This is a genomic window from Lacrimispora sp. 38-1 (genome assembly GCF_049890855.1).
Lineage (GTDB): Bacteria > Bacillota > Clostridia > Lachnospirales > Lachnospiraceae > Lacrimispora.
Map to the genome: position 1 here is coordinate 71,189 of NZ_JBANEW010000015.1, position 25,854 is coordinate 97,042.

Annotated in this window: 21 protein-coding genes; all 21 read left to right on the plus strand. The window is 43.8% G+C overall.

The genetic code is table 11. The features are described 5' to 3' along the window. A complete protein-coding gene (locus V7D18_RS04295) occupies positions 1-1,170 on the plus strand; it encodes an extracellular solute-binding protein (protein WP_426151792.1) in 1,170 nt (389 codons plus the stop codon). Between the two features lie 19 nt (positions 1,171-1,189). Beyond that, positions 1,190-2,041, plus strand: a complete 852-nt coding sequence (locus tag V7D18_RS04300; RefSeq protein ID WP_426151794.1) for an ABC transporter permease — start codon at positions 1,190-1,192, stop codon at positions 2,039-2,041. Between the two features lie 16 nt (positions 2,042-2,057). After that, entirely contained in the window at positions 2,058-3,395 is a 1,338-nt protein-coding gene (locus V7D18_RS04305; RefSeq protein ID WP_426151796.1) for an MATE family efflux transporter, read from the plus strand. A gap of 158 nt (positions 3,396-3,553) precedes the next feature. Further along, positions 3,554-4,594: a substrate-binding domain-containing protein gene (locus V7D18_RS04310; RefSeq protein ID WP_426151798.1), complete on the plus strand. Its 1,041-nt coding sequence runs from the start codon at positions 3,554-3,556 to the stop codon at positions 4,592-4,594. After that, positions 4,584-6,098 carry a sensor histidine kinase gene (locus V7D18_RS04315; RefSeq protein WP_426151800.1) on the plus strand — a complete coding sequence of 505 codons (1,515 nt, stop codon included), beginning with the start codon at positions 4,584-4,586 and terminating at the stop codon, positions 6,096-6,098. The genes V7D18_RS04310 and V7D18_RS04315 overlap by 11 nt, the downstream gene beginning before the upstream one ends. Further along, entirely contained in the window at positions 6,073-7,659 is a 1,587-nt protein-coding gene (locus V7D18_RS04320; protein WP_426151802.1) for a helix-turn-helix domain-containing protein, read from the plus strand. The genes V7D18_RS04315 and V7D18_RS04320 overlap by 26 nt, the downstream gene beginning before the upstream one ends. A 5-nt stretch (positions 7,660-7,664) precedes the next feature. Continuing rightward, entirely contained in the window at positions 7,665-8,717 is a 1,053-nt protein-coding gene (locus V7D18_RS04325; protein WP_426151804.1) for a substrate-binding domain-containing protein, read from the plus strand. Between the two features lie 194 nt (positions 8,718-8,911). Next, on the plus strand, positions 8,912-10,021 hold the full coding sequence (gene chvE, locus V7D18_RS04330) for a multiple monosaccharide ABC transporter substrate-binding protein (RefSeq protein ID WP_426151930.1): 1,110 nt from the start codon (positions 8,912-8,914) through the stop codon (positions 10,019-10,021). A 78-nt stretch (positions 10,022-10,099) separates the two neighbouring features. Beyond that, entirely contained in the window at positions 10,100-11,704 is a 1,605-nt protein-coding gene (gene mmsA, locus V7D18_RS04335) for a multiple monosaccharide ABC transporter ATP-binding protein (protein WP_426151806.1), read from the plus strand. Further along, positions 11,694-12,869, plus strand: a complete 1,176-nt coding sequence (mmsB, locus tag V7D18_RS04340; protein ID WP_426151808.1) for a multiple monosaccharide ABC transporter permease — start codon at positions 11,694-11,696, stop codon at positions 12,867-12,869. Before mmsA ends, mmsB begins: the two co-directional genes overlap by 11 nt. A 204-nt stretch (positions 12,870-13,073) precedes the next feature. After that, positions 13,074-14,051: a hypothetical protein gene (locus tag V7D18_RS04345; RefSeq protein ID WP_426151932.1), complete on the plus strand. Its 978-nt coding sequence runs from the start codon at positions 13,074-13,076 to the stop codon at positions 14,049-14,051. A 218-nt stretch (positions 14,052-14,269) separates the two neighbouring features. Then, a complete protein-coding gene (rfbC, locus tag V7D18_RS04350) occupies positions 14,270-14,824 on the plus strand; it encodes a dTDP-4-dehydrorhamnose 3,5-epimerase (RefSeq protein WP_426151809.1) in 555 nt (184 codons plus the stop codon). Positions 14,825-14,839: 15 nt separating this feature from the next. After that, on the plus strand, positions 14,840-15,652 hold the full coding sequence (locus V7D18_RS04355) for an ABC transporter permease (protein WP_426151811.1): 813 nt from the start codon (positions 14,840-14,842) through the stop codon (positions 15,650-15,652). Between the two features lie 21 nt (positions 15,653-15,673). Further along, positions 15,674-17,014 carry an ABC transporter ATP-binding protein gene (locus V7D18_RS04360; protein WP_426151813.1) on the plus strand — a complete coding sequence of 447 codons (1,341 nt, stop codon included), beginning with the start codon at positions 15,674-15,676 and terminating at the stop codon, positions 17,012-17,014. A 12-nt stretch (positions 17,015-17,026) separates the two neighbouring features. Then, positions 17,027-17,809, plus strand: coding sequence for a class I SAM-dependent methyltransferase (locus V7D18_RS04365; RefSeq protein WP_426151815.1), 783 nt, complete (start codon positions 17,027-17,029; stop codon positions 17,807-17,809). Further along, on the plus strand, positions 17,796-20,909 hold the full coding sequence (locus tag V7D18_RS04370; RefSeq protein ID WP_426151817.1) for a glycosyltransferase: 3,114 nt from the start codon (positions 17,796-17,798) through the stop codon (positions 20,907-20,909). The genes V7D18_RS04365 and V7D18_RS04370 overlap by 14 nt, the downstream gene beginning before the upstream one ends. 48 nt (positions 20,910-20,957) lie before the next feature. After that, positions 20,958-21,665 (plus strand): nucleotidyltransferase family protein, encoded by a 708-nt coding sequence (locus V7D18_RS04375; RefSeq protein WP_426151819.1) that lies wholly within the window; start codon positions 20,958-20,960, stop codon positions 21,663-21,665. Beyond that, on the plus strand, positions 21,662-22,732 hold the full coding sequence (locus V7D18_RS04380; protein ID WP_426151821.1) for a GHMP kinase: 1,071 nt from the start codon (positions 21,662-21,664) through the stop codon (positions 22,730-22,732). Before V7D18_RS04375 ends, V7D18_RS04380 begins: the two co-directional genes overlap by 4 nt. A 37-nt stretch (positions 22,733-22,769) precedes the next feature. Continuing rightward, on the plus strand, positions 22,770-23,348 hold the full coding sequence (gene gmhB / locus V7D18_RS04385) for a D-glycero-beta-D-manno-heptose 1,7-bisphosphate 7-phosphatase (protein WP_426151822.1): 579 nt from the start codon (positions 22,770-22,772) through the stop codon (positions 23,346-23,348). A gap of 5 nt (positions 23,349-23,353) precedes the next feature. Beyond that, positions 23,354-23,989, plus strand: a complete 636-nt coding sequence (locus V7D18_RS04390) for a D-sedoheptulose-7-phosphate isomerase (protein WP_426151823.1) — start codon at positions 23,354-23,356, stop codon at positions 23,987-23,989. Between the two features lie 23 nt (positions 23,990-24,012). After that, a complete protein-coding gene (locus V7D18_RS04395) occupies positions 24,013-25,845 on the plus strand; it encodes a hypothetical protein (RefSeq protein ID WP_426151825.1) in 1,833 nt (610 codons plus the stop codon). Positions 25,846-25,854 lie beyond the last annotated feature (9 nt).

A 25,854-nucleotide genomic window follows, 5' to 3' on the forward strand; every position in this document is an offset into this window, starting at 1 on the left:
ATGATGAACAGAATTATTGGAAATGCAAAAAAGACTGCGACAATTATATTGTCAGTTTCTCTTGGAGCTATGCTGCTTGGAGGCTGCGCTTCAAAAACAACAGCAAAAGCGGATGGAGAAAAGAAAGTTACCGTATGGGCCGGCGGTTCTGATAACGTAAGAATACAGTTTGAAAAACAGATTGAGCAGTTTAATGCTTCCCAGGATAAATATACGGCAGAGCTTCAGTTCATTACCTCCGGAACCGGAGCACAGGGCCTGTTTGAACGGGTTGTGGCAGCCAAGAAGGCAGGACAGTCAAATACGGATTACGATGTCATTGAGTTGGGAGGAGATGAGATCAGCCGTTATGTGGAAGAAGGCGGAGAAGACTTTTTTGTTGCTCTTGACAAGTCTAAAATAGAAAATATTAAAAATCTTAAGGTTGAATCTTCTTTCCGTAATGATCTGGTGGTCCCTTACCGTGGAACAACGGTTGTACTGGCTTATAATTCAGACACAGTACCGGAGCCTCCAAAGACCACAGAAGAGCTATATAAATGGATTAAGGATCATCCGGGCCGCTTTGCTTATAATACTCCGGGATCAGGCGGAGCCGGCGGTTCCTTTGTAACAACCAGTGTGTACAATCTAATGGATGAGTCTGCACTCACTTCCACAGATCCTGCCAATAAGGAAAAGTGGAGTAAAGGTTTCGACCTCCTAAAAGAGCTTCATCCCTTTATGTACAAGTCATCCGGAAAAGTAGTTTATCCAAACAAGAATCAGGGAACCCTGGATCTTCTGGCAAATAAGGAAGTGGATATGATTCCTGCGTGGGCGGACATGACAATTACACAGATCAAAAATGGAACGTTACCGGACTCCATTAAGATTACCCAGCTCAGTCCCTCCTTTACAGGAAGTGCAGTAACACTTGGAATTCCATCTATCGGCTCAAATCAGGATGGAGCATATGCATTTATCAATTACATGATAAGTCCGGAGGCACAGAATACTGCTCTGGATACTATGGCTGCCATACCGGTTATCGATTTCAGCCTTCTGGATCCGGAACTGATAAAATCCATTGCGGATTTAAAAATAGATAAATTCCGTATCAGCAGTCTGGGAGATTTAGGAACTCAGCTTTATGAGCAGTGGGACAAAGAGATTGGTACATTAGAATAAGAGCCGGGAGATTAAGAACATGTTGAAAGAGAGAGTGTTCGGGAAAATCCTCCCATATCTTCTGATCCTTCCTTCCCTGATCATTCTGGCTGGAGTTGTATTTTATCCGATCGCAGCAAGCCTTCTTCGCAGCTTTGAGCTGGAAGAGGGCGGACTGGGTCTGGATAATTACCTGTATTTTTTTACAGACAAAATTCAGCGGGATAATATAATCTACACGCTTCAGGTGGTTATGATAACGGTGCTTCTGGCAGTTGGAATTGCCTATTTTTTAGCCTTATATTTACGGTTTTCCAATACCTGGACCAGCAGGCTGATCGGGCGGCTTTATCTTCTCCCCCGGTTTATTCCGGGTCTGGTAGCAGTCAACGGAATGATAACGGTAATCCGTGATTCCGGTCTGATCAACCGTATTTCCCGGCTGTTTGGACTTGAGATAAAACTGGGACTTATGTATAACAGCAAAGGGATTGTTCTGATGAATTTATGGTTTAACATACCCTTTGCAACCATGCTTTTGGCAGCCGCCCTGTCAAAGATCCAGAATTCTGCCATTGAGGCGGCAAGAGACTCAGGGGCAGGAAAACTTCAGATTTTGAAAACCATGATTTTACCGCTGACCTACAGGGATATTTTTATCACTGCAACCTTTGTATTCATGAGCAATTTAGGATCGTTTACCACCCCTTATCTGATGGGAGGGAACAATCCTCAGATGCTTGGTATTTCTCTATACAGCCAGTTTAATAACGGTCATTATGAGAGGGCAGCTGCTCTTTCCGTGATTATGTTTTTACTTTCCCTGCTTTCTGCTGTTGTCTACGTATATACAAATATGAAAAAAAGTGAATGGGAAAAGGGAAACGGCTGATGGAGGAAATAATGCTATGAATGGAATCAGGGAACAAGGTATGGACAGAATGACAGTACAGGAACCGTGGAAAGTGATTGTGCTGTTTTCTGTTCCTTCTTTCTTGGGAAATTTGTTTCAGCAGCTTTACAGCATGACGGATGCTGTGATCATAGGCCGCCTGGTTGGTATTAAGGAACTGGCAGGAGTCGGAGCTGCGGGAGCCATAAATTTTCTGATTATTGGATTTGCCACCGGCATCACAGGAGGATTTTCGGTGATAACAGCTCAGAGGGTTGGAGCAGGAGATACAGAAAGAACAAAATCCTCTATTGCGGCTTCCTTTTGCCTGTGTGCTATCATAACTCTTCTTTTAACTTTTTTAGGAGTGGTGACTGCAAGGCCTCTTTTGGAGAGAATGAACACACCGGAAGATATTTTTCCATATGCGTTACGATATATGCTGATTGTTTATGCAGGTCTGGGAGCGGCTGTTTATTACAATTTGATCGTCGGAATACTAAGGGCGATCGGTGACAGCCGGACTCCCCTTTATTTTCTGGTTTTATCTTCTGTTTTAAATATAATCCTGGATCTGGCTGCGGTAATATGGCTTCACGCCGGAGTGACCGGGGTGGCGGTGAGTACAGTTTTTGCCCAGTTTTTTTCGGCTGCAGTCTGTCATCTTTATGCTCATGGAAAATATCCCCAGATCAGACTGGAGAAGCGGCATTTCAGCGTTTTTTTCTTAGAGGCGTGGAGACATATCAGAATTGGTCTTCCCATGGCACTGCAGTTTTCTGTAACAGCAGTGGGAATTATGATACTGCAGGCTTATTTAAACCGTTTTGGCTCTCTTGTGATTGCCGGATATGTGGCGGCAAGCAAAGTGGAGAATCTGGTGACGCTTCCTTTTACCACTCTGGCCATAACCATGGAGGTCTATTGCGGTCAGAATTATGGTGCGGGAAATAAAGCCAGGCTTCGGCAGGGAATACGAAGCAGCATTTTAATGGGACTGGGGACGGCAGCTTTCGCATCCTTCATAAGTGTGTTTCTGGGGAGACAATTTATCGGACTTTTTCTGGATCATTATGATGACCGGGTGGTAGAATATGGATACCATTATCTTTTAATTATTGCAGTTTTTTTCTGGCTGCTGTGTTCGCTTCAGATATTAAGAAGCGCCCTGCAGGGAATGGAGGAAGCATTAGTACCTTTGGCTGGAGGGGTAATTGAACTGATTGCAAGATGGGCAGGATGTATTCTTTTCATTCCATATGCCGGATACGCGGGAGCATGCTTATCCACTCCACTTGCATGGGGGCTGGCTCTGTTACTTCTGCTGATCCGTTATGCCAGGATTATGAAATGATTAAAACGGGGACATGGCAGCAGGCAGGTGTGTCCTGGATATTGTTAAAAGGTAGCATTTTACGAAAAAATGCTACCTTTTAACAATTTTCTCCTGCTTTTGTTTTGCCCGGTCATTTAGTATAATAAACTTAGTGGAAAGACAAGGAGGACACAATTATGGAAAACGGGAAAAAGGGCCTGCTTTTATTAATGCTTGCCGGTTTGGCCGGAATTGTATTTCTCACACTTTTAACCTCCTCCTTTTATGGGTACGTGCTGAAAAAGATCGGGGTGGAGCATGCGGAAAATACCGTTGCATACCGATATCATTATGTAATGATAATCGATAACCTGGATTCCCAGTTCTGGAATGATGTATACCAGAGTGTGAAGGAAGAGGCGGCGCAATATGATGCCTTTGTAGAACTCAAGGGAAAGAACCAGTCATCGGAATACTCTACTCTGGATTTTATGGATATGAGCATAGCAGCCAGGGTTGACGGGATTTTGCTGGAATACACCGGAGAGCGTATGCTGGAGGAACGGATCAATGAAGCGGCCAGAAACGGGATTCCGGTCGTCACAATTTTAAATGATGCTCCCAATACACAGCGGAAAAGCTATGTAGGAATCAATTCCTACCAGCTTGGACAGGAATACGGCAATCAGATTTTAAAGATTCTGCCTGACCATGGGGGAATCACACGGGTTATGATGCTTCTTCATGATAATTCCATAGACAGCAATCAGGCCCAGATATTTAATCAGATTAATAACCGCATGGTTACGTCTAAGGAAAATGCGGACAGAATCAAGGTGGAAGAAATCAGAATTCCATCGGGAAGAGCCTTTGAATCAGAGGAGGTTGTCCGCAATCTGTTCCAGAACGCCCAGGGACCGCCGGACATCATTGTATGTATGGATGAGGTGGATACGGAAGCTGTTTATCAGGCGGTGATCGATTATAACAGAGTGGGAAAAACCCAGGTGATTGGTTATTATAAATCCAAAGCGGCACTGGAGGCAGTGGAGAAGGGAACCATGGCAATGACTCTGTGCATTGATACCAGCCAGATGGGCAAATACAGCGTACAGGCACTGACGGAATCCATAAAGGACGGACGGACCAACTCCTTTTACAGCGTGGATTTACAGTTTGTAACAGAGGAGCAGGCGCCTGAATACATGAAGCAGGAGCGGAAATCCCATGGAAATTAAGCGTAATACAATCTGGGAGAATTTACCCATCACCAGAAAGCTCTTTCTGGAAATAGCGGTGACTGCAGTGGTCCTCTTCGCCAGCAATTTATTTATCTATGCCCAGATTAACCAGATGGTGGAACGGATGAATTCTGTTTATATGAGCAATGTGAATTTAAATGAATTGTCCGATGCCCTGACTGATGTACAGAATTTCATGTACAAATACCTGCAGGTAAAAGACTCGGAATCATTAACGGATTACTATCGTGCAGAACAGGACTACAGAAAGCTTTTAGAAGGGCTGAATGTTGTGGTTACAGACAATCCGGTTCAGATTCTGGAGAAAAACATACGGAATATGTCTGACAGCTATCTGGCGGTCACAGATGAGACAGTACAGGCAAAACGGGGCCAGAATGTAGAGAAGTATAAAAGTTCCTATGAATCCGCCTTAAAACTTTATCAGTTCATTAATCACGATATCTCTGTGTTAAACAGCAGGCAGTTTAAGAACAACTCCGCAAGCTATCAGACACTTCAGGCGGCACTCCAGTACCTGGAGGTCATCAGCTCTGTCATACTGGTTATCGTCATGATTATCAGCCTGACGGTAATGATGATGATGACCAGGGACATTGTTACACCACTCACCAGTCTGGCACATACAGCCAAGCTGGTGGGTCAGGGAAATTTTCATGTAAAGGTGCCCTATATCCGGTCGGGGGACGAACTGGGAATCGTGACGAAGACATTTAACCAGATGGTGGACAGTTTGGCTGATTATGTGAATAAAATTAAAGAGAGTGCGGAGAAAGAGCAGGAGATGAAGGAACGGGAGCTTCTGATGGAAAACCATCTAAAGGAGGCCCGCTTAAGATATTTACAGTCCCAGATTAATCCCCATTTTCTTTTTAATTCCTTAAATGCAGGCGTACAGCTTGCAATGATGGAGGATGCGGAAAAAACCTCGGTATTCATGGAAAAGATGGCGGATTTCTTCCGGTACAATGTAAAAAAGAGCTCTGAGGATGCCACCATTCGGGAAGAGGTGGATACGGTTGAGAACTATATTTATATATTAAATGTCCGGTTCGCGGGAGATATTCATTACGAATCCAGAGTGGAAGAGGAAGCCCTGGATTATTCCATACCAAGCATGACTTTGCAGCCTCTGGTTGAAAATGCAGTAACCCATGGCATACGCAATATCAACTGGCAGGGAAATATCCGTCTTTCTGTTAAAAATCTGGAAGATACCATAGAGATCCGGATTGATGATAATGGAAAAGGAATCGATAAAGAAAAATTAAAGCACATTCAGGAAGGCGTGAGAATCCAGGAAGACTCGGCATCCACAGGAATCGGTATTTACAATGTGATCTCCCGTCTGGAACTTTACTATAATAAAAAGGATTTGTTTTCTATTGTCAGTGAGGGGGAAGATCAGGGGACTTCAGTAATTTTAAGGATTCCTAAAAAGGGGGAAGAGGTACATGTTTCGGATACTGGTTGCAGATGATGAAGGAATTATGCTGGAATCCATACGGAGTATTATTGAATCAAACTTCAAAAGCGAATGTGAAATCGTCTGTGTGAAGACTGGAAGAGCGGTGATTGAGCAGGCCGGGCTGTTCCGCCCGGATATTGCTTTTGTGGATATCCAGATGCCTGGATTAAGCGGAATCCAGGCAATCAGGGAGATACGTAAATTTAATCAGACCATGGTTTTTATTATAATGACAGCCTTTGATAAGTTCTCTTATGCACAGGAAGCGGTAAACCTTGGCGTGATGGAATTCATTATGAAACCGGTTAACAAGAAAAAAATTCTCGATGTATGCGTAAAAGCCATGCATCAGGTTGAGGAAGCAAGACAAAAGATAAGTGACGATTTAAAAATAAGGGAACGGCTGGAAATCGTCATTCCCATGATCGAAAGCGGCTTCATTTACACCATCCTTCAGGAAGATTCGGACCCTCTTCACAGTGGATATCCGGAGATGCTTGATATCCGAAAACCCTACGGATTCATCGTGGTTCTGGAATTTGGGGACAGCATGGAGGGAGGAACCATGACCAATGCCATCGGGGTGGGGGTAAAGGTCAATAAATATTACAGTACGATCAGGGAAATTGTCAAAGACTATTTTGAATGTGTCATTGGTCCAGCCATGGGAAACCGCCTGGTTCTGTTCCTTTCCTTTGATCAGGAAAAGATGCAGTATGAGAAGCGGGTGGAAGTGATTACCAGAACCAGAAATATGATTCATAAGCTGGAAAACAGCATGGACATGAAATGCAGGGGTGGAATCGGTTCTGTAAAGGTTCTTGCGGGAGTCCGGGACTCCTATACGGAAGCCTTAAAATCCCTGCGGGAAAGCGACAGCCATGTGGTGCATATCACCGATATTCCGGCGGTGGCGGAATACGATGGGGAATACCCTCTGGATCTGGAGAACCAGTACCTTCAAAGAGGCATAAAAGCAGACCGGGAAGGTGCATTATCCTGCGCCAATGAATTTTTTGACTGGATGCTGGTCCATGACGGAAATGTAAGATCCAATATTGAAATCAAGATTCTGGAACTGGTGATGAGACTGGAGCGAAGGGCTTTTGAAGCCGGCAATGTCCGCTACGGGTTCCGTTACCGGGAAAATTATATGGATGAGCTGAAGGAAGCAGCTGACGGGGAGGGGATGCGGCGCTGGTTCTTAAACAAAACCAGAGATATCTGCGACAAGATCAGCACATCCAGAGAACGGGAATATGAAAATGTGGTATCCAGAGTCAAGGGATATATTGACGAGAATTATGCCAGGGACATTTCTCTTGATGACGTATCACGAATGGTGGATATCAGTCCCTATTATTTCAGCAAGCTGTTTAAGCAGGAAGTAGGGGAGAATTTCATTGAATATGTAACCAGAACCAGAATCAGGAATGCAAGAAGGCTGCTGGAGGATCCCAGATACAGCATTAAAGAGATCTGTGTGATGTCCGGCTACAGTGATCCCAACTATTTCAGCAGAATTTTCAAGAAATATGAAGGGATGACACCAACCGAATACAGGGAGAGGTAAGTGTTATGAAAATGTGGGGCGGGAGGTTATTACTTACGGTATTAGCCTGCTGCATTCTGACGTCAGGATGCGGACAGGCGGAAGTTGAGACTACAGTGCAGGTGCAGGAAAAGGAGGGGGACCGGCCTTTGCAGATCGGACTGAGCATTGACTCATTTGTCATTGAGCGGTGGATCAGAGACCGTGATGTTTTTGTTTCCGCTGCAAAAGAGATGGGGGCTGAAGTCAATGTACAGAACGCCAATGGAGATGTGAATGAGCAGATTGAGCAGATCCAGTACTTTATCAAGAAGCAGATGGATGTAATCGTGGTAGTGGCAGGTGACTGTGAAGCGCTGGCAGACGTGATGAAAAAGGCAAAAGCGGCAGGGATAAAGACCATGAGCTATGACCGTCTGGTACTAAATGCCGACAGTGATATGTATATATCCTTCGACAACAGGGGGGTAGGGAGCCTGATGGCGGAGAATCTGGTTAAGAATATTCCTGATGGAGGCAAAATTGTCATGATACAGGGACCGGAATCCGATCACAATGTGGCGATGATCCGTGAGGGCTTTTATTCCGTTCTGGAAGGTAAAAATTTAGATGTGGTCTATCAGAACAACTGTGAGGGCTGGCTTGCGGAGCATGCTTACGACTATGCTAAGGAAGCCCTTGAAAAATATCCGGATGTGAAGGGGATCATGTGCGGAAATGATGATCTGGCCACCCAGGTTTTTAAAGCACTATCCGAGGACCGGCTGGCAGGAAAGGTGTGCCTTGTGGGCCAGGACGGAGATTTAATGGCCTGTCAGCGGATTGTGGAGGGAACCCAGAATATGACTGCTTTTAAATCGGTGGAAGAGGAAGCCAGACTGGCTGCAGAGTATGCGGTCATGCTTGGCAGGGGGGAACCCTTAAAAGGAATTGACCAGACGATTCATGACGGTACCTATGATGTGCCGTATCTGGAACTGAAGCCGGTGGCAGTCACCCGGGAAAATATGGATTCCGTCATTATTCAGGGAGGTTTTCATGCTCGGGAAGATGTATATTTAAATGTCATACAGCAGTAGCATTTTTTTGTCTGATAAAAAAGTCCTGTTCTTTCAGGGCTTTTTTTATGTGGATGAATCCGTGCTAACGGTTAACAAACAAGTCCTGATGCTCCCATGCTAATATAGGAATATCAAAAACAAGTATTGGAGGAGGATATTCAATGAAAAGAAAACTTTTAGCAGTGGCGATGACACTTGCCATGACAGCAGGAATGCTGGCAGGGTGCAGCGGGGGAAGCAAGGCACCGGAGACCAAGGCTCCTGAAACCACTACGGCAGCAGCTGCTGAGACAACCAAAGCAGCGGAGACCACTGCAGCAGAAGCAAAAGCAGACAAGAAAGACGGAGTTTTAATCGGTGTTGCCATGCCGACCAAGGATTTACAGAGATGGAACCAGGATGGCGCCAACATGAAAAAGGAACTGGAGGCAGCAGGCTATAAGGTAGATTTGCAGTATGCCAGCAACGACGTTGCGACACAGGTATCCCAGATTGAAAACATGATCTCCAATGGCTGCAAGATGTTAGTTATTGCTTCCATTGACGGAAGCTCCTTGGGAGAGCCTCTTTCCCAGGCCAAATCCATGGGAATTCCGGTTATCGCCTATGACCGTCTGATCATGAACTCCGATGCAGTTACCTATTATGCCACCTTTGATAATTACAAAGTAGGCCAGAAGCAGGGAGAATATTTAGAGAAGTCTCTTGGGCTTGACAAAGCCGGCGACCCGAAGAATATCGAATTCTTCACAGGTGATCCTGCTGATAATAACTGCAAGTTCTTCTTCGGAGGAGCCATGGATGTTTTAAAGAAATATGTAGACAACGGCAGACTGGTAGTCAAATCTGGCCAGACAGCATTTGAACAGGTTGCAACTGAAAAATGGGATTCAGAGAAAGCTCAGAACCGTATGGATACCATTATCGCAGGCAATTATTCAGACGGAACCGTACTTGATGCAGTTCTCTGCTCCAACGATTCCACTGCTCTTGGTGTTGAGAATGCACTTGCTTCTTCCTACACCGGAAAATATCCTGTTATAACCGGTCAGGACTGCGACATTGCCAACGTAAAGAACATGCTTCAGGGAAAACAGGCCATGAGCGTATTCAAAGATACCAGAACTCTGGCTACCCAGGTAGTTAAGATGGTAGATTCCGTTATGCAGGGCGGCAAAGCGGAAATCAATGATACCAAGTCCTATGACAACGGAACCGGAATCATTCCTACCTATCTTTGTGACCCGGTAGTTGTTACAGTTGACAACTATAAAGAGATGCTGATCACTTCCGGTTATTATACTGAGGATCAGTTAAAGTAATCAGGCGGATTTCCTTATGGGGGACGGCTTTTATGAATGAAAGCCGTCCTCTGAATATATAAAGAGGGAGGGATATTCTTGGCAAATATACTTTTGGAAATGAAAAACATCACCAAGACGTTTCCGGGTGTGAAAGCCCTGGATTTAGTGAACCTTCAGGTAGAAGAAGGGGAGATCCATGCTCTGGTGGGCGAAAATGGAGCGGGTAAGTCCACTCTGATGAATGTACTCAGCGGTATCTATCCCTATGGATCTTACGAGGGAGACATTATCTACAACGGAGAAATCTGTAAATTCAGTCATATCAGCGACAGTGAAAAGAAGGGGATCGTCATAATCCATCAGGAGCTGGCTCTGGTTCCCTACATGACAATTGCCGAAAACATGTATCTTGGAAATGAAAAAGGAAAAAAATTCGCAATTAACTGGAATGAAACCTTTGGGGAGGCTGACAAATACTTAAAGACAGTAGGACTTTCTGAATCCTCCCATACGCTTATTAAGGATATCGGGGTAGGAAAGCAGCAGCTGGTAGAAATAGCGAAAGCTCTTGCCAAAAATGCAAAACTGCTGATACTTGATGAACCCACTGCATCATTAAATGAAGAAGACTCAAAAGCGCTTCTCAATCTTTTGAAAAAATTCAAATCAGAGGGTATGACCTCTATCATCATATCACATAAACTGAATGAAATTGCCTATGTAGCGGATAAAATCACCATCATCCGCGACGGCTCAACCATAGAAACACTGAACAGTAAGACAGATCATATTACAGAGGACCGGATTATAAAAGGAATGGTTGGAAGAGAACTGGTGGACCGTTTCCCAAAGCGTACCGGCATTCAAATCGGAGAAAAATCCATGGAAGTCGAGCACTGGAATGCCAGCCATCCGCTTTATTCCGAACGTAAGGTGGTCAGTGACGTATCCTTATATGTAAGAAAAGGTGAAGTTGTGGGAATCTGCGGACTGATGGGGGCAGGAAGAACAGAGCTTGCCATGAGTCTTTTCGGAAAAAGCTATGGAGCAAATATCTCCGGTACTCTGAAAATTCATGGGCAGGAAGTCCATCTGCGTTCCGTACGGGACGCGATCCGCCATAAGTTAGCCTACGTAACAGAAGACCGGAAAGGAAATGGTCTGATTCTTGGAAACCCCATACGAATCAATACCACACTTGCCAATCTGCGTGCAGTCAGCTTCAGAACTATTATTGATAAGGATAAGGAAGTTCTGGCTGCCGAAGATTACATTAATAAGCTGAAGACAAAATGCCCTTCCGTAGAACAGTCAGTAGGAAATTTAAGCGGAGGAAACCAGCAAAAGGTTCTTTTATCCAAATGGATGTTTACAGAGCCTGATATTATGATTTTAGATGAACCGACCAGAGGAATTGATGTAGGTGCCAAATATGAGATTTATTGTATTATAAACCGCCTGGCTGCTGCCGGAAAATCAATTATCATGATATCCTCAGAGCTGCCGGAGATTCTTGGAATGTCGGACCGCATTTATATCATGAACGAGGGGCATATTGCAGGAGAAATGAGTGCACAGGAAGCCACACAGGAAAAAATTATGGCATGCATTTTAAAATCAGATAAGCATCCTTCGGGTATACCTTTAACCCCGGATCACATGGGCATGGAAGAGGAAGGGAGAGTAGAAGATGGAGAATAAATTAAAAATGTCGGAAGGACTTAAAAAATATACAATGGTTATCGTTCTGGCAGTAGTCGTTATCCTGTTTACGGTGAATACAGGAGGGAAAATGCTTCTACCTCAGAATGTAAACAACTTAATCGCACAAAACGCATATGTATTTATTCTGGCGACCGGAATGCTATTCTGTATTCTGACAGGCGGTAACATTGATTTATCTGTTGGATCAGTTGTCTGTTTCGTAGGAGCCATAGGCGGAAGCATGATGATTAAGATGGGAATAAATCCCTATCTTTCTCTTCTTTCCATGATCATTATCGGCATACTGGCTGGAGCCTGGCAGGGCTTTTGGATTGCCTACGTACGGATTCCGCCATTTATCGTAACTCTTGCAGGAATGCTCATCTTCCGCGGACTTTCAAACGTAGTCCTTCAGGGAATGACCCTCTCTCCTGTACCGGACAGCTTTTTAAATCTGTTTAATACTTATGTTCCCGATGTATTTGGAATGAAGGGATTTAACCTCACCTGCTTCCTTGTGGGAATTGCAGCCTGCTGCATCTTTATTGTATCAGAAATCTTCACCAGAAAAAGAAAATTGAAAAAGGGTTACCGGGTAGATCCTTTAAATAGTACGATTTTAAAAATGGTATTGATGACTGCTGTTATACTCGCTTTTATGTATAAACTGTCCCTGTACAAAGGAATCCCCAATGCACTTATCTGGGTTGTGGTAATCATCGGAATTTACAGCTACATATCTTCCAAAACAACCACCGGCCGCTATTTCTATGCAGTGGGCGGAAATGAGAAGGCAACAAGACTTTCCGGTATTGATACCAATAAAGTTTATTTTCTTGCATATTTAAATATGGGCTTGCTGGCAGCAGTGGCAGGCATGGTTACCCTGGCCCGTTTAAATTCTGCCAATCCGACGGCTGGTAACAACTATGAAATGGATGCCATCGGAGCCTGCTTTATCGGAGGAGCTTCCGCATACGGCGGAACAGGAACGGTACCTGGCGTTATTGTAGGTGCTACGCTGATGGGTGTCTTAAACCTGGGAATGAGCATCATGGGCGTGGATCAGAACCTTCAGAAGGTGGTGAAAGGAACCGTTCTTCTGGCTGCAGTTATATTTGATGTGGTAAGTAAGAGAAAATCATTTATTGTGAAGCAGTAAGCCTAAGACTATCAAAAAACTGGTTGTTTCTGCATAGAATAATTGTTTCTGGAAATCTTTGTAATATTTAAGACTGATTTAAGCAGTCTGTGATACAATTATAAAGAGAAAACAAAAACACTCCGGGGGCTGATATCTGGTCCCCGGATCAAAAAAATGCAGGAGGGATCCGATATGTTCCATTATAGAAAGTCCATAGCCATAATGAGTGCTGCAGTTTTTTTTGCAGCATATTCGTTCTCATCTATGGCATCCACTCAAACCCAAATAAGCAGTGTTTCATTGGTAATTGACTCAGATATAGAAGTGGGAACTGATGAGAGTGATGTAACAGTTACTGTCAACACCAGTAAATATAGCGTGGAAGAAATAACCGTAACCAATACTCCTGATGATGAATGGGAAGATGGAGATAAACCAAAACTGAAAGTATACCTGAATGCTGATGATGACTACTATTTTACCAGTGGATTTTCTAAAAGCGGTGTGAACATCAGCGGATCTGACGGTACAGTTACTTCTGTAAGCAGAAGCAGCAGTTCCGAACTGATTGTCTATATTACTCTTGATGCACTGGATAGTGACAGCAGCGACTATGCACTTGATGCCAGTGAATTATCGTGGAATGAATCCAATGGAACAGCAAGCTGGGATGAAGCAGAAGATGCAAAAAAATATGAAATAAGACTTTACAGAGGAAGCAGTACCGTAACCTCTGTACTTACAACAACCAGCTCCAGCTATGACTTTTCCAGTTATATTACATCCAGCGGCTATTATACGTTTAAGGTAAGAGGCGTCTATAATTCGTCCAATAAAGGGAGCTGGGAAGAATCCGATTCCTGGTACGTAACTTCTTCAGAGGCGCAGGAAATCAGTTCCAACAGCACCAGCAATTCCATCAATTCCTCAGGTCCCGGAGCTTCGGTAGGCAGCGGTGCATGGTTAAAAGATGACAAGGGCTGGTGGTACTGCAATGCAGACAAAAGCTATACAGTCAGCAACTGGCAGTATATTAATGGATACTGGTACTATTTCAACGAATATGGATATATGGCAACAGGCTGGATATCCTGGAATTCCAAATGGTATTACTGCGGAGATAATGGTGATATGTACATCAATGCTGAAACACCGGATGGGTATTATGTAGGAACGGACGGTGCATGGACCGGTGCGTGAGTCTGACTTTATAATTGTTACAGTTAAATAAAACAGGAAAGTCGCCGTCTGGCTGAAAATCTTCAGTCGGGCGGCATTTTTTGCATATATGTATCATAAATGAGCCGCTAATCGGGATGAAACCAATAAAAATTTTCCTATATATAGAAATCTTGGCTGAGTTGTGGTAGAATGCTACAAGTAAAAGAATGTTTTGAAATGTAAAGGAGCATAAAAATATGGGAAAGATAAAAGTAACATCATGTGAGATAGAAGGGCTTTATGTCATTGAACCAACGGTTTTTCCGGATTCCAGAGGATATTTTATGGAAACCTACAACCAGAATGATTTTAAAGAAGCGGGCCTGAATATGAATTTCGTACAGGATAACCAGTCCATGTCCGTAAAAGGGGTATTAAGAGGACTCCATTTTCAGAAGCAGTTTCCCCAGGGGAAACTGGTCCGCGCAGTGAGAGGAACCGTTTTTGATGTGGCAGTGGATTTAAGATCTTCTTCCAAAACTTATGGAAAATGGTTCGGCGTGGAGCTGTCTGCAGAAAACAAAAAGCAGTTCTATATTCCCGAAGGCTTTGCCCATGGCTTTTTAGTTCTCTCTGATGAGGCGGAATTTGCATACAAATGCACAGATTTCTACCATCCGGGCGACGAAGGCGGAATTCTTTGGAGTGATCCGGAGATCGGAATTGAATGGCCAGTTTCAGAGGGAATGGAGCTTACTATTTCCGACAAAGACCAGAAGTGGAACGGTATCCGGGATACGTTTAAATTCTAACGAGAGGAGAAAACCATGAATTATCTGGTTTCCTTAATAAAAGAAATTTATATAAAAAGAAAACTGATTCTGGATTTGTCAAAGGCAGATTTTAAGAAGCGGTTTGTAGGCTCCTACTTCGGTATTGCCTGGATGTTTTTGCAGCCGATGGCGACGGTCCTTGTTTATTTTTTTGTGTTTCAGATGGGGTTTAAGAGTGTACCTCCCATTAAGGAATATCCATATGTATTGTGGCTGATTCCCGGCATAGTACCCTGGTTTTATCTCAGTGAAGTTTTAAACATGGGGACTGGTTGTCTGCAGGAATATAATTATCTGGTAAAGAAAGTGGTTTTCCGTGTAGAGATTCTGCCGTTTATTAAGATGTTATCATGTCTGATGGTACACGGTATATTTGCTGTTATTATGATTGTGGTATTTTTCTGTTATGGATTTTTACCAAAGATCAGCTGGTTTCAGATTATTTACTATTCCTTTGCAGCATCCATGCTGTCTTTGTCCATCGCTTATTTTACCAGTGCCATCAATGTGTTTTTCAAGGATATGGCACAGATTGTAGGTATTTGTCTGCAGTTTGGCATGTGGATGGTACCGATTATGTGGGCCCCGGAGATGTTTCCCAAAGCTCCTGAGTGGCTTCCCACTCTGCTGAAAATAAATCCGGTTTATTATATTGTGGCTGGATACCGTGACAGCATGTTAACTGGGAACTGGATTTTTGAACGTCCAATTCTTGGCCTTTATTTCTGGTTTGTGACCATTGTCTTATTTTTGATAGGACTAAAAGTATTTAAAAAGCTGCGCCCGCATTTTTCCGATGTGCTGTAAGCAGTTACCATGGAGGATTCAATGTCCGTAGAATCGAACAACAAAGCACTGTCTGTTAATAATGTAACCAAAATATATAGATTATATGAGAAGCCCATTGACCGGTTAAAAGAGGCCATGAGTCTGACTCATAAGAATTACCACCGGGATTTTTATGCCTTAAACGGGATCTCTTTTGATGTGGAAAAGGGACAGACCGTAGGCATTATCGGTACCAACGGATCTGGAAAATCTACTATTTTAAAGATTATAACCGGAGTCCTGACCCCTACCACAGGAGATGTGGAGGTAAACGGGGTGATTTCCGCTCTTCTGGAACTGGGGGCGGGATTTAACATGGATTATACAGGAATCGAGAACATCTACATGAATGGTACCATGATGGGATTTTCCCGAAAAGAGATGGATGGAAAACTCCAGGACATTCTGGATTTTGCCGACATTGGAGATTTTGTCTATCAGCCTGTAAAGACCTATTCCAGCGGTATGTTCGTCCGCCTCGCATTTGCCCTTGCCATTAATGTGGAACCGGAAATTCTGATTGTTGATGAGGCGCTTTCCGTAGGAGACGTGTTCTTCCAGGCTAAATGTTACCGCCGCATGGAAGAAATCCGTAAAAATGGCACCACCATTCTCATGGTTACTCATGATATGGGTGCCATTATCAAGTATTGTGACCGTGTGGTCGTATTAAACAAAGGCAATTTCATCGCAGAGGGTGAGCCTGGGAAAATGGTCGACCTCTATAAGAAGATTCTGGCAAACCAGATGGATGATCTGGAGGAAGAACTGGCAGATGCGGATAGCAGGTTGTACAATGATTTTTCCGGAGATCGGGCACTTTCTGAAAGAAACAGTGCGGCAGCAGGCGGCATGATGAAGGAAAAGCTGACAATTAATCCAAATCGTACGGAGTATGGAGACAAGAGAGCGGAAATCGTCGATTTCGGGCTTCTTGACGAGAGAGGAAACATCACAAATCTCCTGTTAAAGGGAGAGCGTTTTACCATAAAAGAACGGATTCATTTCCATGGAGCAATTGAGACACCTATTTTTACTTATACCATCAAGGACAAGCGGGGCGCCGATTTAACCGGAACCAATACCATGTACGAAGCCTCCGATGTAAAGGCTGTGAAAAAGGGCGATGAATACGTCGTGGAATTCACCCAGAAGATGACTCTTCAGGGTGGAGAATACTTACTGTCCATGAGCTGCACCGGTTTTGAAAACGGGGAGCATGTGGTTTACCACCGTCTGTATGATATTGTAAATATCACCGTTATATCCAATAAAAATACGGTTGGCGTTTATGATATGGAACCAGATGTAAGCTTAACACTTTTGCGTGCAGAAAAGTAAGGAGGAATAAGCATGAATGATATCAGCCCTGAACTTAAAAAGCTGTATCAGAATTACAATGGAGACATCAAAAAGCTGCTGCAGGAAAATCCCAGGCTGGATTACTTATATGCCTTATCAGAGATAAGAGAAAATCTGCTGGACTGGTTTGAATTTAATTCGGAAGGAACTCTTTTGCAGGTAGGATCCGACTACGGCGCGCTTACAGGCTTATACAGCAGACGGGTAAAAGAAGTAACCGTAATAGACCCCAGTCACAACAATTTATCATTCAACCGCCTTCGCCATCAGAAACGGGACAATATCCACTACGTGAACGGAGATTTACACTCTTTTATCAGTAATGAGAGCTTTGATTATATCGTTTTTGCAGGTTCTCTTTGTGAACCGTATCAGGAAATGACAGAGAAGGCAAAAGAACTTTTAAAACCGGACGGAACCATGATTGCTGCAATTACAAACCGGCTGGGATTAAAGTATCAGGCTGGTGCAAAAGCGGAGCAGTTTTGTCTGTCCAGAACAGAGCTGAAAGAACTTTTATGCGGAAGTGAAGGTGAGGAAGGAACTGTGGAGTTTTATTATCCCATGCCGGATTACCGCCTCCCGGTAACTCTTTACTCCGACGGGTATCTTCCGGGAAAGGGAGATTTAACCCACGCCATCCTTGCCTATGATTACCCGAAGTATTTACGATTCGATTTAGGTAAGATGTTTGATGAAGTGTGTGAAGGAAAACAGTTTGAGACATTTGCCAATTCATTTTTAACCATTTGGAGCCGTCATGAAGAAAATTAATTTTGTAAAATATAATAAAACAAGAAGAGAAGCTTTTCAGATACGAACCAGTCTTGTGGAAGAAAATGGACTGCCGTTTGTGGAAAAGTCTGCCCTGACGGCAGAGGGTATTCCTCACATCCGTTCCTTTGAAGAAAAATACAGAAATTTAAAGGAACAGAATCAGGGGTTAAATGTGGCAGACGTGACTGTCAGTGCCGATGGAACCACAGCCCGGTTCGCTTTCTTAAAAGGTGAGACTTATGCCGAGCTTCTGGGCCGAGAGATTCAGAATGGAAAGGTACCCGAAGCCTCTTTGGAAGAGGGCATTTCCATGATTTTAAAGGTGCATGATGATTATATGACGCCTTTCCATGTTACTGAGGAGTTTGAAGAGGTATTCGGTGTTCTGCCGGATACTGGAGAGCAGATTAAGAGGGACTGGGCATTTAAACATTCAAATATTGACTGCCTTTTTGAGAATATCATGATGACAGAAGACGGTCCTTACTGTCTGGATTACGAATGGGTATTCTCTTTTCCAGTTCCGGTTAATTTCATAAAGTTCCGCGTGCTTTATTATTTTTATGAGCAGTATAAAAGCATCCTGAGCTATGATTCCATGGAAGCATTTATGGAAGAACAGGGAGTAGACAGGGAGCTAATCGGGATCTATGAAGAGATGGAGCGTCATTTTCAGGAATATGTCCACGGTGAGAACCAGCAGATTTATCTCTTAAACTATATGCATGAGACCTTTGCACTCCCTGACAGCATGTTTGAGGTATCCCAGATCATTGATGATACCAAGGACCGCATTGCCCAGATGAAAGCAGAGTTAAAAGAAAAGGATTTAACCATTACAAAACAGCAGGAAGAAAAACGCCTGACGGATAACCATGTTACCAATCAGGAGATGATTATTGCATCCCTTAGAAAGGACTGCGAAACCATGCAGGGGATCATCGAACAGTTAAGAAAGCATGAATCCTTCTTTTATAAGGTATGGCGCAGGCTGGGAAGAATTTTTAATGAAAAATTCCCAAAAGGTACGAAAAAGCGGAAGATCCTGTTTTATATGAAGGAGACTATTCTCCACCCCGTAAAGTCCATTTCCCTTTATACAACAGATAAGGGAAGGAATCTTATGGAAGGGGATATGAAAATCGGTGAGGAATACCGGATTCATGGAAAGCTTCGTTTTGTGAAAGAAGGGCACCCCATGGTATCCATTGTCATTCCGGTTTACAACCAGATCCATTATACCTATGCCTGTCTGCTGTCCATACTGGAGCATACAAAGAATGTGGATTATGAGGTGATCATAGCAGATGACGTATCCAGTGATGCCACGGCAGAGCTGTCCAAATTCACAGAAAATGTGGTGATCTGCCGCAATGAGACCAATCAGGGCTTTTTAAGAAACTGCAATCAGGCGGCAAAGTCGGCAAGAGGAAAATATATCATGTTTTTAAACAATGATACTCAGGTGACCGACGGCTGGCTGGACAGCCTGGTGAATTTAATCGAGTCTGATTCCTCTATCGGAATGGTGGGTTCCAAGCTGGTTTATCCTGACGGACGCCTTCAGGAAGCAGGAGGAATTTTATGGAGCGATGGGTCCGGCTGGAATTACGGACGTCTGGACGATCCGGAAAAGCCTGAATACAATTATGTAAAAGACGTGGATTATATTTCCGGTGCTGCAATTCTTCTTTCCAATGATTTATGGAAGCAGATTGGCGGCTTCGATGAACGGTTTGCACCGGCTTATTGTGAAGATTCCGATCTTGCCTTTGAGGTGCGTAAAGCCGGTTACCGGGTGGTTTATCAGCCCCTTTCCAAGGTGATTCATTTCGAAGGTGTTTCAAACGGCACAGATGTCAATGGTTCCGGATTAAAACGCTATCAGGTGGAAAACAGTAAAAAGCTGAAAGAAAAATGGGCAGTTGAATTCAGCCAGCAAAGCGAAAACAACGGTAACCCTGATCCATTCCGTGCCAGAGAAAGAAGCCAGGGAAAGGACATCATCCTTGTGGTAGATCATTATGTACCTACCTATGACCGGGATGCTGGTTCCAAAACTACATTCCAGTATTTAAAGATGTTTATTGATAAAGGATATGTGGTCAAGTTCCTGGGAGACAATTTCCTTCATGAAGAACCCTACTCCACCGCTTTGCAGCAGATGGGAATCGAGATTCTTTACGGCAGGGAATATCAGGCAGGTATCTGGGACTGGTTAAAGACACATGGAGACGATATAAAGGCAGCTTATTTAAACCGCCCCCATATCGCTCAGAAATATATTGATTTTCTTCGGGAACATACCAGCATGAAGCTGATTTATTACGGCCATGACCTTCATTTCCTGCGGGAAGGCAGGGAATATGAGCTTACTGGAGATCCTAAAAAGCGGGAAGCTTCCGAATACTGGAGATCCATGGAACTGCGTCTCATGAAAAAGGCGGCGGTATCCTATTATCCCTCCTATGTTGAGAGGGAAGCGATTCATGAAATCGAGCCTTCCGTACCGGTAAAAGCAATCGTAGCTTACGTTTTTGATAAGTTTTTAAATCACATTCCCAATGATTTTGAAAAGAGGGAAGGACTGCTGTTTGTCGGCGGTTTTGCCCATCCGCCCAATGCAGATGCAGTATTATGGTTTGCCAGGGAGATATTTCCGTTAATCAGGGAACAGATACCGGTTAATTTTTACATTGTCGGCTCCAAGGTTACTGATGAAATCAAGGCTCTGGAACAGCCGGATAACGGAATCATCGTAAAAGGCTTTGTGACTGAAGAAGAACTTGCAAGTCTGTACGCCAGCTGCCGGATTGTGGTAGTTCCGCTGCGTTATGGAGCAGGCGTTAAGGGAAAGGTAATTGAAGCGCTTTATTATGGCGCCCCTGTTGTAACTACCTCCATTGGAGCAGAGGGAATTCCTGAGGCAGAAAAGGTGATGGTGGTAAGAGATGAGCCGGAGACATTTGCAGAGGAAGTAATCACTCTTTACAATGACACGGACAGCTTAAGGCAGATGAGCCAGAATACCCAGAACTACATTCGGACGTATCACAGCATTGATGCGGCCTGGAGCGTGGTTGGGGAGGATTTTTAGAACAGATAAAGTATGAACCGATGATAACAGATAAGGGAGGACATGAAGATGCAGGCAGTTTTGCTGGCAGGCGGGCTGGGTACCAGACTGCGTTCCGTAGTAAGTGACCGGCCAAAGCCCATGGCGCTGATAGAAGAGAAACCTTTTATGGAATATGTGGTGAGACAGCTCATCCGTTATGGCGTAACAGAAATTATCTTCGCCGTAGGATATAAAGGTTCTATGGTGGAAGATTATTTTGGAGATGGTTCTAAATGGGGAATTCGTGTTTCTTATGCTTATGAAGAGGAACTGTTAGGAACAGCCGGAGCCATAAAAAATGCTGGTAAACAGGTGACAGAAGATATATTTTTAGCTTTAAACGCAGACACCTTCTATCAGATCGACTGCAGTAGCTTCACGGAACTGATGGAGGAAGCGGACCTTGAAATGGCTCTGGTTCTCCGGAAAGTTCCTGATGTATCCCGTTACGGTCAGGCAATTTTGGAAAATGGCCGTTTAACAGCCTTTGACGAAAAGGTGGAAGAGTCCAGAGAAGGAACGATCAACGGCGGATTTTATTTCATGAAACGCGCTCTTTTAGATACAATACCGGAAGGAAAGGTATCTCTTGAGCATGATATGATTCCAAAGTGGCTCTCGGAAGGAAGAAAGCTTGGCGGTCTGGTAAATGACGGATATTTCATTGATATCGGTATTCCGGAAGATTATTACCGTTTCATGGAAGATGTTAAGGAAGGAAGGGTGATCATATGATAATCAGAGGACGGGCTCCCCTGCGTGTCAGCTTTGGAGGAGGAGGGACCGACGTTGCCCCCTTCTGCATCGAGCAGGGAGGAGCCATAATCGGCAGCACCATCAATAAATACGCTTACTGCTCCATTGTACCCAGACAAGATGACCAGATCATCGTCCATTCCCTGGATTTTGATATGACAGTGAAGTATAATACAAAAGAAAACTATGTATATGACGGCCGTCTTGATCTTGTTACTGCTGCTTTAAAAGCCATGGATATCAAACAGGGCTGCGAAGTTTATTTACAGTGTGACGCGCCTCCAGGATCCGGTCTTGGAACGTCTTCTACTGTAATGGTAGCGCTTTTAACTGCCATGGCAAGATGGAAGGGCGTGGAGCTTGACAGCTACGCCATGGCTGATCTTGCTTATCAGGTGGAGCGGGAGGATTTAAAGATTGACGGCGGGTATCAGGACCAGTATGCCGCTACCTTTGGAGGCTTTAACTTTATTGAATTCCATGGACGTAATAACGTAGTAGTCAATCCCCTCAGAATTAAAAAGGAAATCATTCATGAACTGCAGTATAACCTTCTTCTTTGCTATACAGGAAACGTTCATGTATCCGCCAACATTATCAAGGATCAGGTCTCAAATTATGAGAAAAAGGATCCGTTTGAAGCCATGTGTGAAGTGAAAGCACTTGCATATGCCATGAAAGATGAGCTTTTAAAGGGCAACTTATACAGCTTTGGAAAGCTCCTGGACTATGGCTGGAAAAGCAAAAAGAGAATGAGCAGCAAGATTACCACACCCCAGATCGATGAGCTTTATGAAGAGGCTCTGAAAGCAGGAGCACTTGGAGGAAAGCTTCTGGGAGCAGGCGGCGGCGGATTTTTACTGGTTTACTGTCCTTATAATGTACGCCATAAGGTGGCTGCAAGAATGGAAGCGGCTGGAGGCCAGCTGACAGACTGGAACTTTGAATTAAGAGGTGCCCAAAGCTGGATTACAGATGAATCCCGCTGGGATTATCAGGATGTCAGAGTTTCCATGCCAGACGGACAATATCATTTCCATTTATAATAAAAATGAAAAACAGGCGGCAGGAGAAGAAACGAACATGGATAAAATTGTTTTTTTAGATCGGGATGGGACAATCAATGAAGAAGTGGAGTATTTACACAGGCCTTCGGACTTAGTGATCCTTCCCGGTGTCGCTGCTGCATTAAAACGTTTAAAAGAGCATGGATTTCGTCTTGTAGTAGTGACCAATCAGGCAGGGGTCGCAAGAGGATATTATAGTGAGTCGGATGTAGATCAGCTTCATGAATATATGAACCGTCTTCTTGCGCAAGACGGAGCAGAAATAGACCGTTTTTTTTACTGCCCCCATCACCCGGTCCATGGAATCGGAGTTTATAAACAATCCTGCCATTGCCGCAAACCCGACATTGGAATGTTTGAAATGGCCGAGAAATATTTTCATGTGGACAAGTCCCACTCCTATATGGTTGGAGATAAACTTCTGGATACGGAAGCGGGACATAACTTTGGCGTAAGCTCGGTCCTGGTAGGCACAGGATATGGAAAAGAATTATATAACAGCCTGACCGAAGAGGAGAAAAAGGAAGCCTTTGATGCTTATGCGAAAGACATGACAGCAGCAGCAGAGTGGATTTTACAAAAAGAAGGAGTGTGAGTTTGATGGAACCCATGAACTATTTGGAAGAGCTTCTTACACGTTATCCGGTTTTAACCAGTGTGAAAGATGAGATAAAAGAAGCGTATGAGATTCTGGAAAACTGTTATAAAAACGGAGGAAAGCTTTTAATTGCCGGAAACGGAGGAAGCTGTGCGGATGCAGAACATATCGTCGGTGAGCTGATGAAAGGTTTTGTAAAACCCAGAAGTGTTTCCGGGGAATTTGCCCAAAAGCTTTTAGAGGCTGATCCGGTCCGCGGCAAGGAACTGGCAGATAAACTTCAGGGAGGGCTTCCGGCCATTGCTTTAACCGGTCACCCGGGACTTTCCACTGCCTACTTAAATGATGTGGATGGCAGTTTAATCTATGCCCAGCAGACATATGGTTATGGAAAAGAGGGAGATGTCCTTTTTGGCATTTCCACATCCGGAAATTCTAAAAATATCATGTATGCCATGACGGCTGCCAGAGCGATTGGCATGAAAACCATTGGCCTTACAGGAAGGGATGGCGGACAGCTAAAGGAGATTGCAGATGTATCCATCGTGGTTCCGGAGAAGGAAACCTATAAAATTCAGGAACTTCATCTGCCGGTATATCATGCATTATGTCTGATGCTGGAGGAACGGTTTTTTTAATTTTACATGAACAGGAGGAAAAGATGGAAGAGAGACAGTGGATGGGTAAGGAAGCTTTGTGGAAGAACGAAGTCATTGCAGCTCTGCTTTTGATTTCCTTTGCTTTTTTCATTAACAGAGGGATTAAAATAAAAGGTCTGTATATGGATGATCTCTATCTTTGGTCCTGTTACGGTGAACAGACCTTTCGCCAGTTTGTATTTCCATTAGGCAGCACCCGGTTCCGTTTTGTTTATTATCTGGCAGCCTGGCTTGAGATGATGATTCTTGGAAGTCATACGGATTGGTTTGTGCCGTTTAATATTCTTCTGAACAGCTGTATTGCGTATACCATATACCGGTTCGGAAAACGTCTTTCCCATCGGTGGCTTGTGGGATTTGGCTGCGGAATCTTATATCTTCTTTCCAGAATGTCTTACTATCAGATCAGTCAGGTGTACGGTCTTATGGAAAGTATGGCTCTTTGGATGGCAATCGGGATTCTTTACTTTCTGTGTCGTTATTTATCCGGGGAAGAGCAGCCAGACCGGTATATCCGGGCAGCAGCGGGGTTGTATTTTTCTATATGTTTTGTTCATGAGCGCTATATGGTTCTGCTTCCTTTATTTTACTTTGCATTCCTTATAAAAAAAGAGAAGAAGATTTCCTATTGGCTTGGTATAACCGGGGCCTTCCTGGCAGTTCAGCTCATACGTTTTCTCACCATCGGAAGCATATCTCCTGCTGGGACAGGAGGCACGACAGTAGCCGATACATTTAGCATATCCCAGAGCATTCAGTATGCCCTCAGCCAGGTGCTTTATATATTTGGAATTAATGCAGGACCTGATTATTTAAGCGGATTAAGCTGGAGCCAGTCTCCCTCCTGGATTCGGGTTCTTGTCATGCTCGCCAATTTTTCTCTTTTGATGATGGTTATCAGATTTTTATTTATATTATTCAGAGACAAGGGGAAATTAAAAGAACGGTTTCCGATTATTGCATTATTCATTATTTTCATAGCCCTGTGCATTGGATCTTCAAGCGTTACCATCCGTGTAGAAACCAGATGGATCTACGTATCCATGACTGCTGCATGGCTGTTTGCCGCATATTTATGCGGAGAAGCAGTTCCGCTGAAAGAGGGACAGACTATTTCTGCCGGCCCCCTTTTATATTGCGGTCTGTTTGTGCTTTACGGTCTTATCATGCTCCCTGTTGAAAATTTTTACCGGGACAAATACGATAATCTTTACTATTGGTCCTCTCAGCTGCGTTATAATTCTCTTGCAGAAGAGACCTATGGAAAGTATGGAGATGATATATTCGGAAAAAAGATCTATATTATCGGAAATACTTATGAAATGAGTGATTTTACAGCCCGGACCTTTTTTAAGACCTTTGACAGCAAACGTCTGGCGGAAGGAACAGAAGTTACATTAATTGATTCTATCAGAGATATTGGTCTTGTGGCGCCAAACATGCTGATTTTGCGTGAGGATCCCGCACATAATGCATTTCAGGACGTTACTTCATTTGTAAAAGATCTAAAATTCCAGCGGGTTTACGGCAGCTATGAAGATGGCTGGCTGGATGAGGATGCAAAGATCAGAATTATGGCAGGAAAAGAAGGGGTAATCAAACTGAAATTCTATTACCCGGGTGTGATAACCGGACTGGAACATATCACTGTTATGGTAGAAGGAAAAGAAAAAACGGTGGTTTCCATCGATTCCAGCACTGCGGCTGCAGAGATTGATGTTCCCCCATATAAAGTTTCGGAAATAACGTTTGAAAGTAACTTTTATTACCAGGCAGCAGCGGAACAGCGGAGCGAAAAGCATCTGGCAGTCGTTGCAGAGATTACAGCCGATTAAGCGACAGAG

Bases quoted from the DNA above. Each gene is read 5' to 3' on its own strand.
- V7D18_RS04295 (WP_426151792.1), top strand. From the start codon at position 1: ATGATGAACAGAATTATTGGAAATGCAAAAAAGACTGCGACAATTATA.
- V7D18_RS04300 (WP_426151794.1), top strand. From the start codon at position 1,190: ATGTTGAAAGAGAGAGTGTTCGGGAAAATCCTCCCATATCTTCTGATC.
- V7D18_RS04305 (WP_426151796.1), top strand. From the start codon at position 2,058: ATGAATGGAATCAGGGAACAAGGTATGGACAGAATGACAGTACAGGAA.
- V7D18_RS04310 (WP_426151798.1), top strand. From the start codon at position 3,554: ATGGAAAACGGGAAAAAGGGCCTGCTTTTATTAATGCTTGCCGGTTTG.
- V7D18_RS04315 (WP_426151800.1), top strand. From the start codon at position 4,584: ATGGAAATTAAGCGTAATACAATCTGGGAGAATTTACCCATCACCAGA.
- V7D18_RS04320 (WP_426151802.1), top strand. From the start codon at position 6,073: ATGTTTCGGATACTGGTTGCAGATGATGAAGGAATTATGCTGGAATCC.
- V7D18_RS04325 (WP_426151804.1), top strand. From the start codon at position 7,665: ATGAAAATGTGGGGCGGGAGGTTATTACTTACGGTATTAGCCTGCTGC.
- chvE (WP_426151930.1), top strand. From the start codon at position 8,912: ATGCTGGCAGGGTGCAGCGGGGGAAGCAAGGCACCGGAGACCAAGGCT.
- mmsB (WP_426151808.1), top strand. From the start codon at position 11,694: ATGGAGAATAAATTAAAAATGTCGGAAGGACTTAAAAAATATACAATG.
- V7D18_RS04345 (WP_426151932.1), top strand. From the start codon at position 13,074: ATGAGTGCTGCAGTTTTTTTTGCAGCATATTCGTTCTCATCTATGGCA.
- rfbC (WP_426151809.1), top strand. From the start codon at position 14,270: ATGGGAAAGATAAAAGTAACATCATGTGAGATAGAAGGGCTTTATGTC.
- V7D18_RS04355 (WP_426151811.1), top strand. From the start codon at position 14,840: ATGAATTATCTGGTTTCCTTAATAAAAGAAATTTATATAAAAAGAAAA.
- V7D18_RS04360 (WP_426151813.1), top strand. From the start codon at position 15,674: ATGTCCGTAGAATCGAACAACAAAGCACTGTCTGTTAATAATGTAACC.
- V7D18_RS04365 (WP_426151815.1), top strand. From the start codon at position 17,027: ATGAATGATATCAGCCCTGAACTTAAAAAGCTGTATCAGAATTACAAT.
- V7D18_RS04370 (WP_426151817.1), top strand. From the start codon at position 17,796: ATGAAGAAAATTAATTTTGTAAAATATAATAAAACAAGAAGAGAAGCT.
- V7D18_RS04375 (WP_426151819.1), top strand. From the start codon at position 20,958: ATGCAGGCAGTTTTGCTGGCAGGCGGGCTGGGTACCAGACTGCGTTCC.
- V7D18_RS04380 (WP_426151821.1), top strand. From the start codon at position 21,662: ATGATAATCAGAGGACGGGCTCCCCTGCGTGTCAGCTTTGGAGGAGGA.
- gmhB (WP_426151822.1), top strand. From the start codon at position 22,770: ATGGATAAAATTGTTTTTTTAGATCGGGATGGGACAATCAATGAAGAA.
- V7D18_RS04390 (WP_426151823.1), top strand. From the start codon at position 23,354: ATGGAACCCATGAACTATTTGGAAGAGCTTCTTACACGTTATCCGGTT.
- V7D18_RS04395 (WP_426151825.1), top strand. From the start codon at position 24,013: ATGGAAGAGAGACAGTGGATGGGTAAGGAAGCTTTGTGGAAGAACGAA.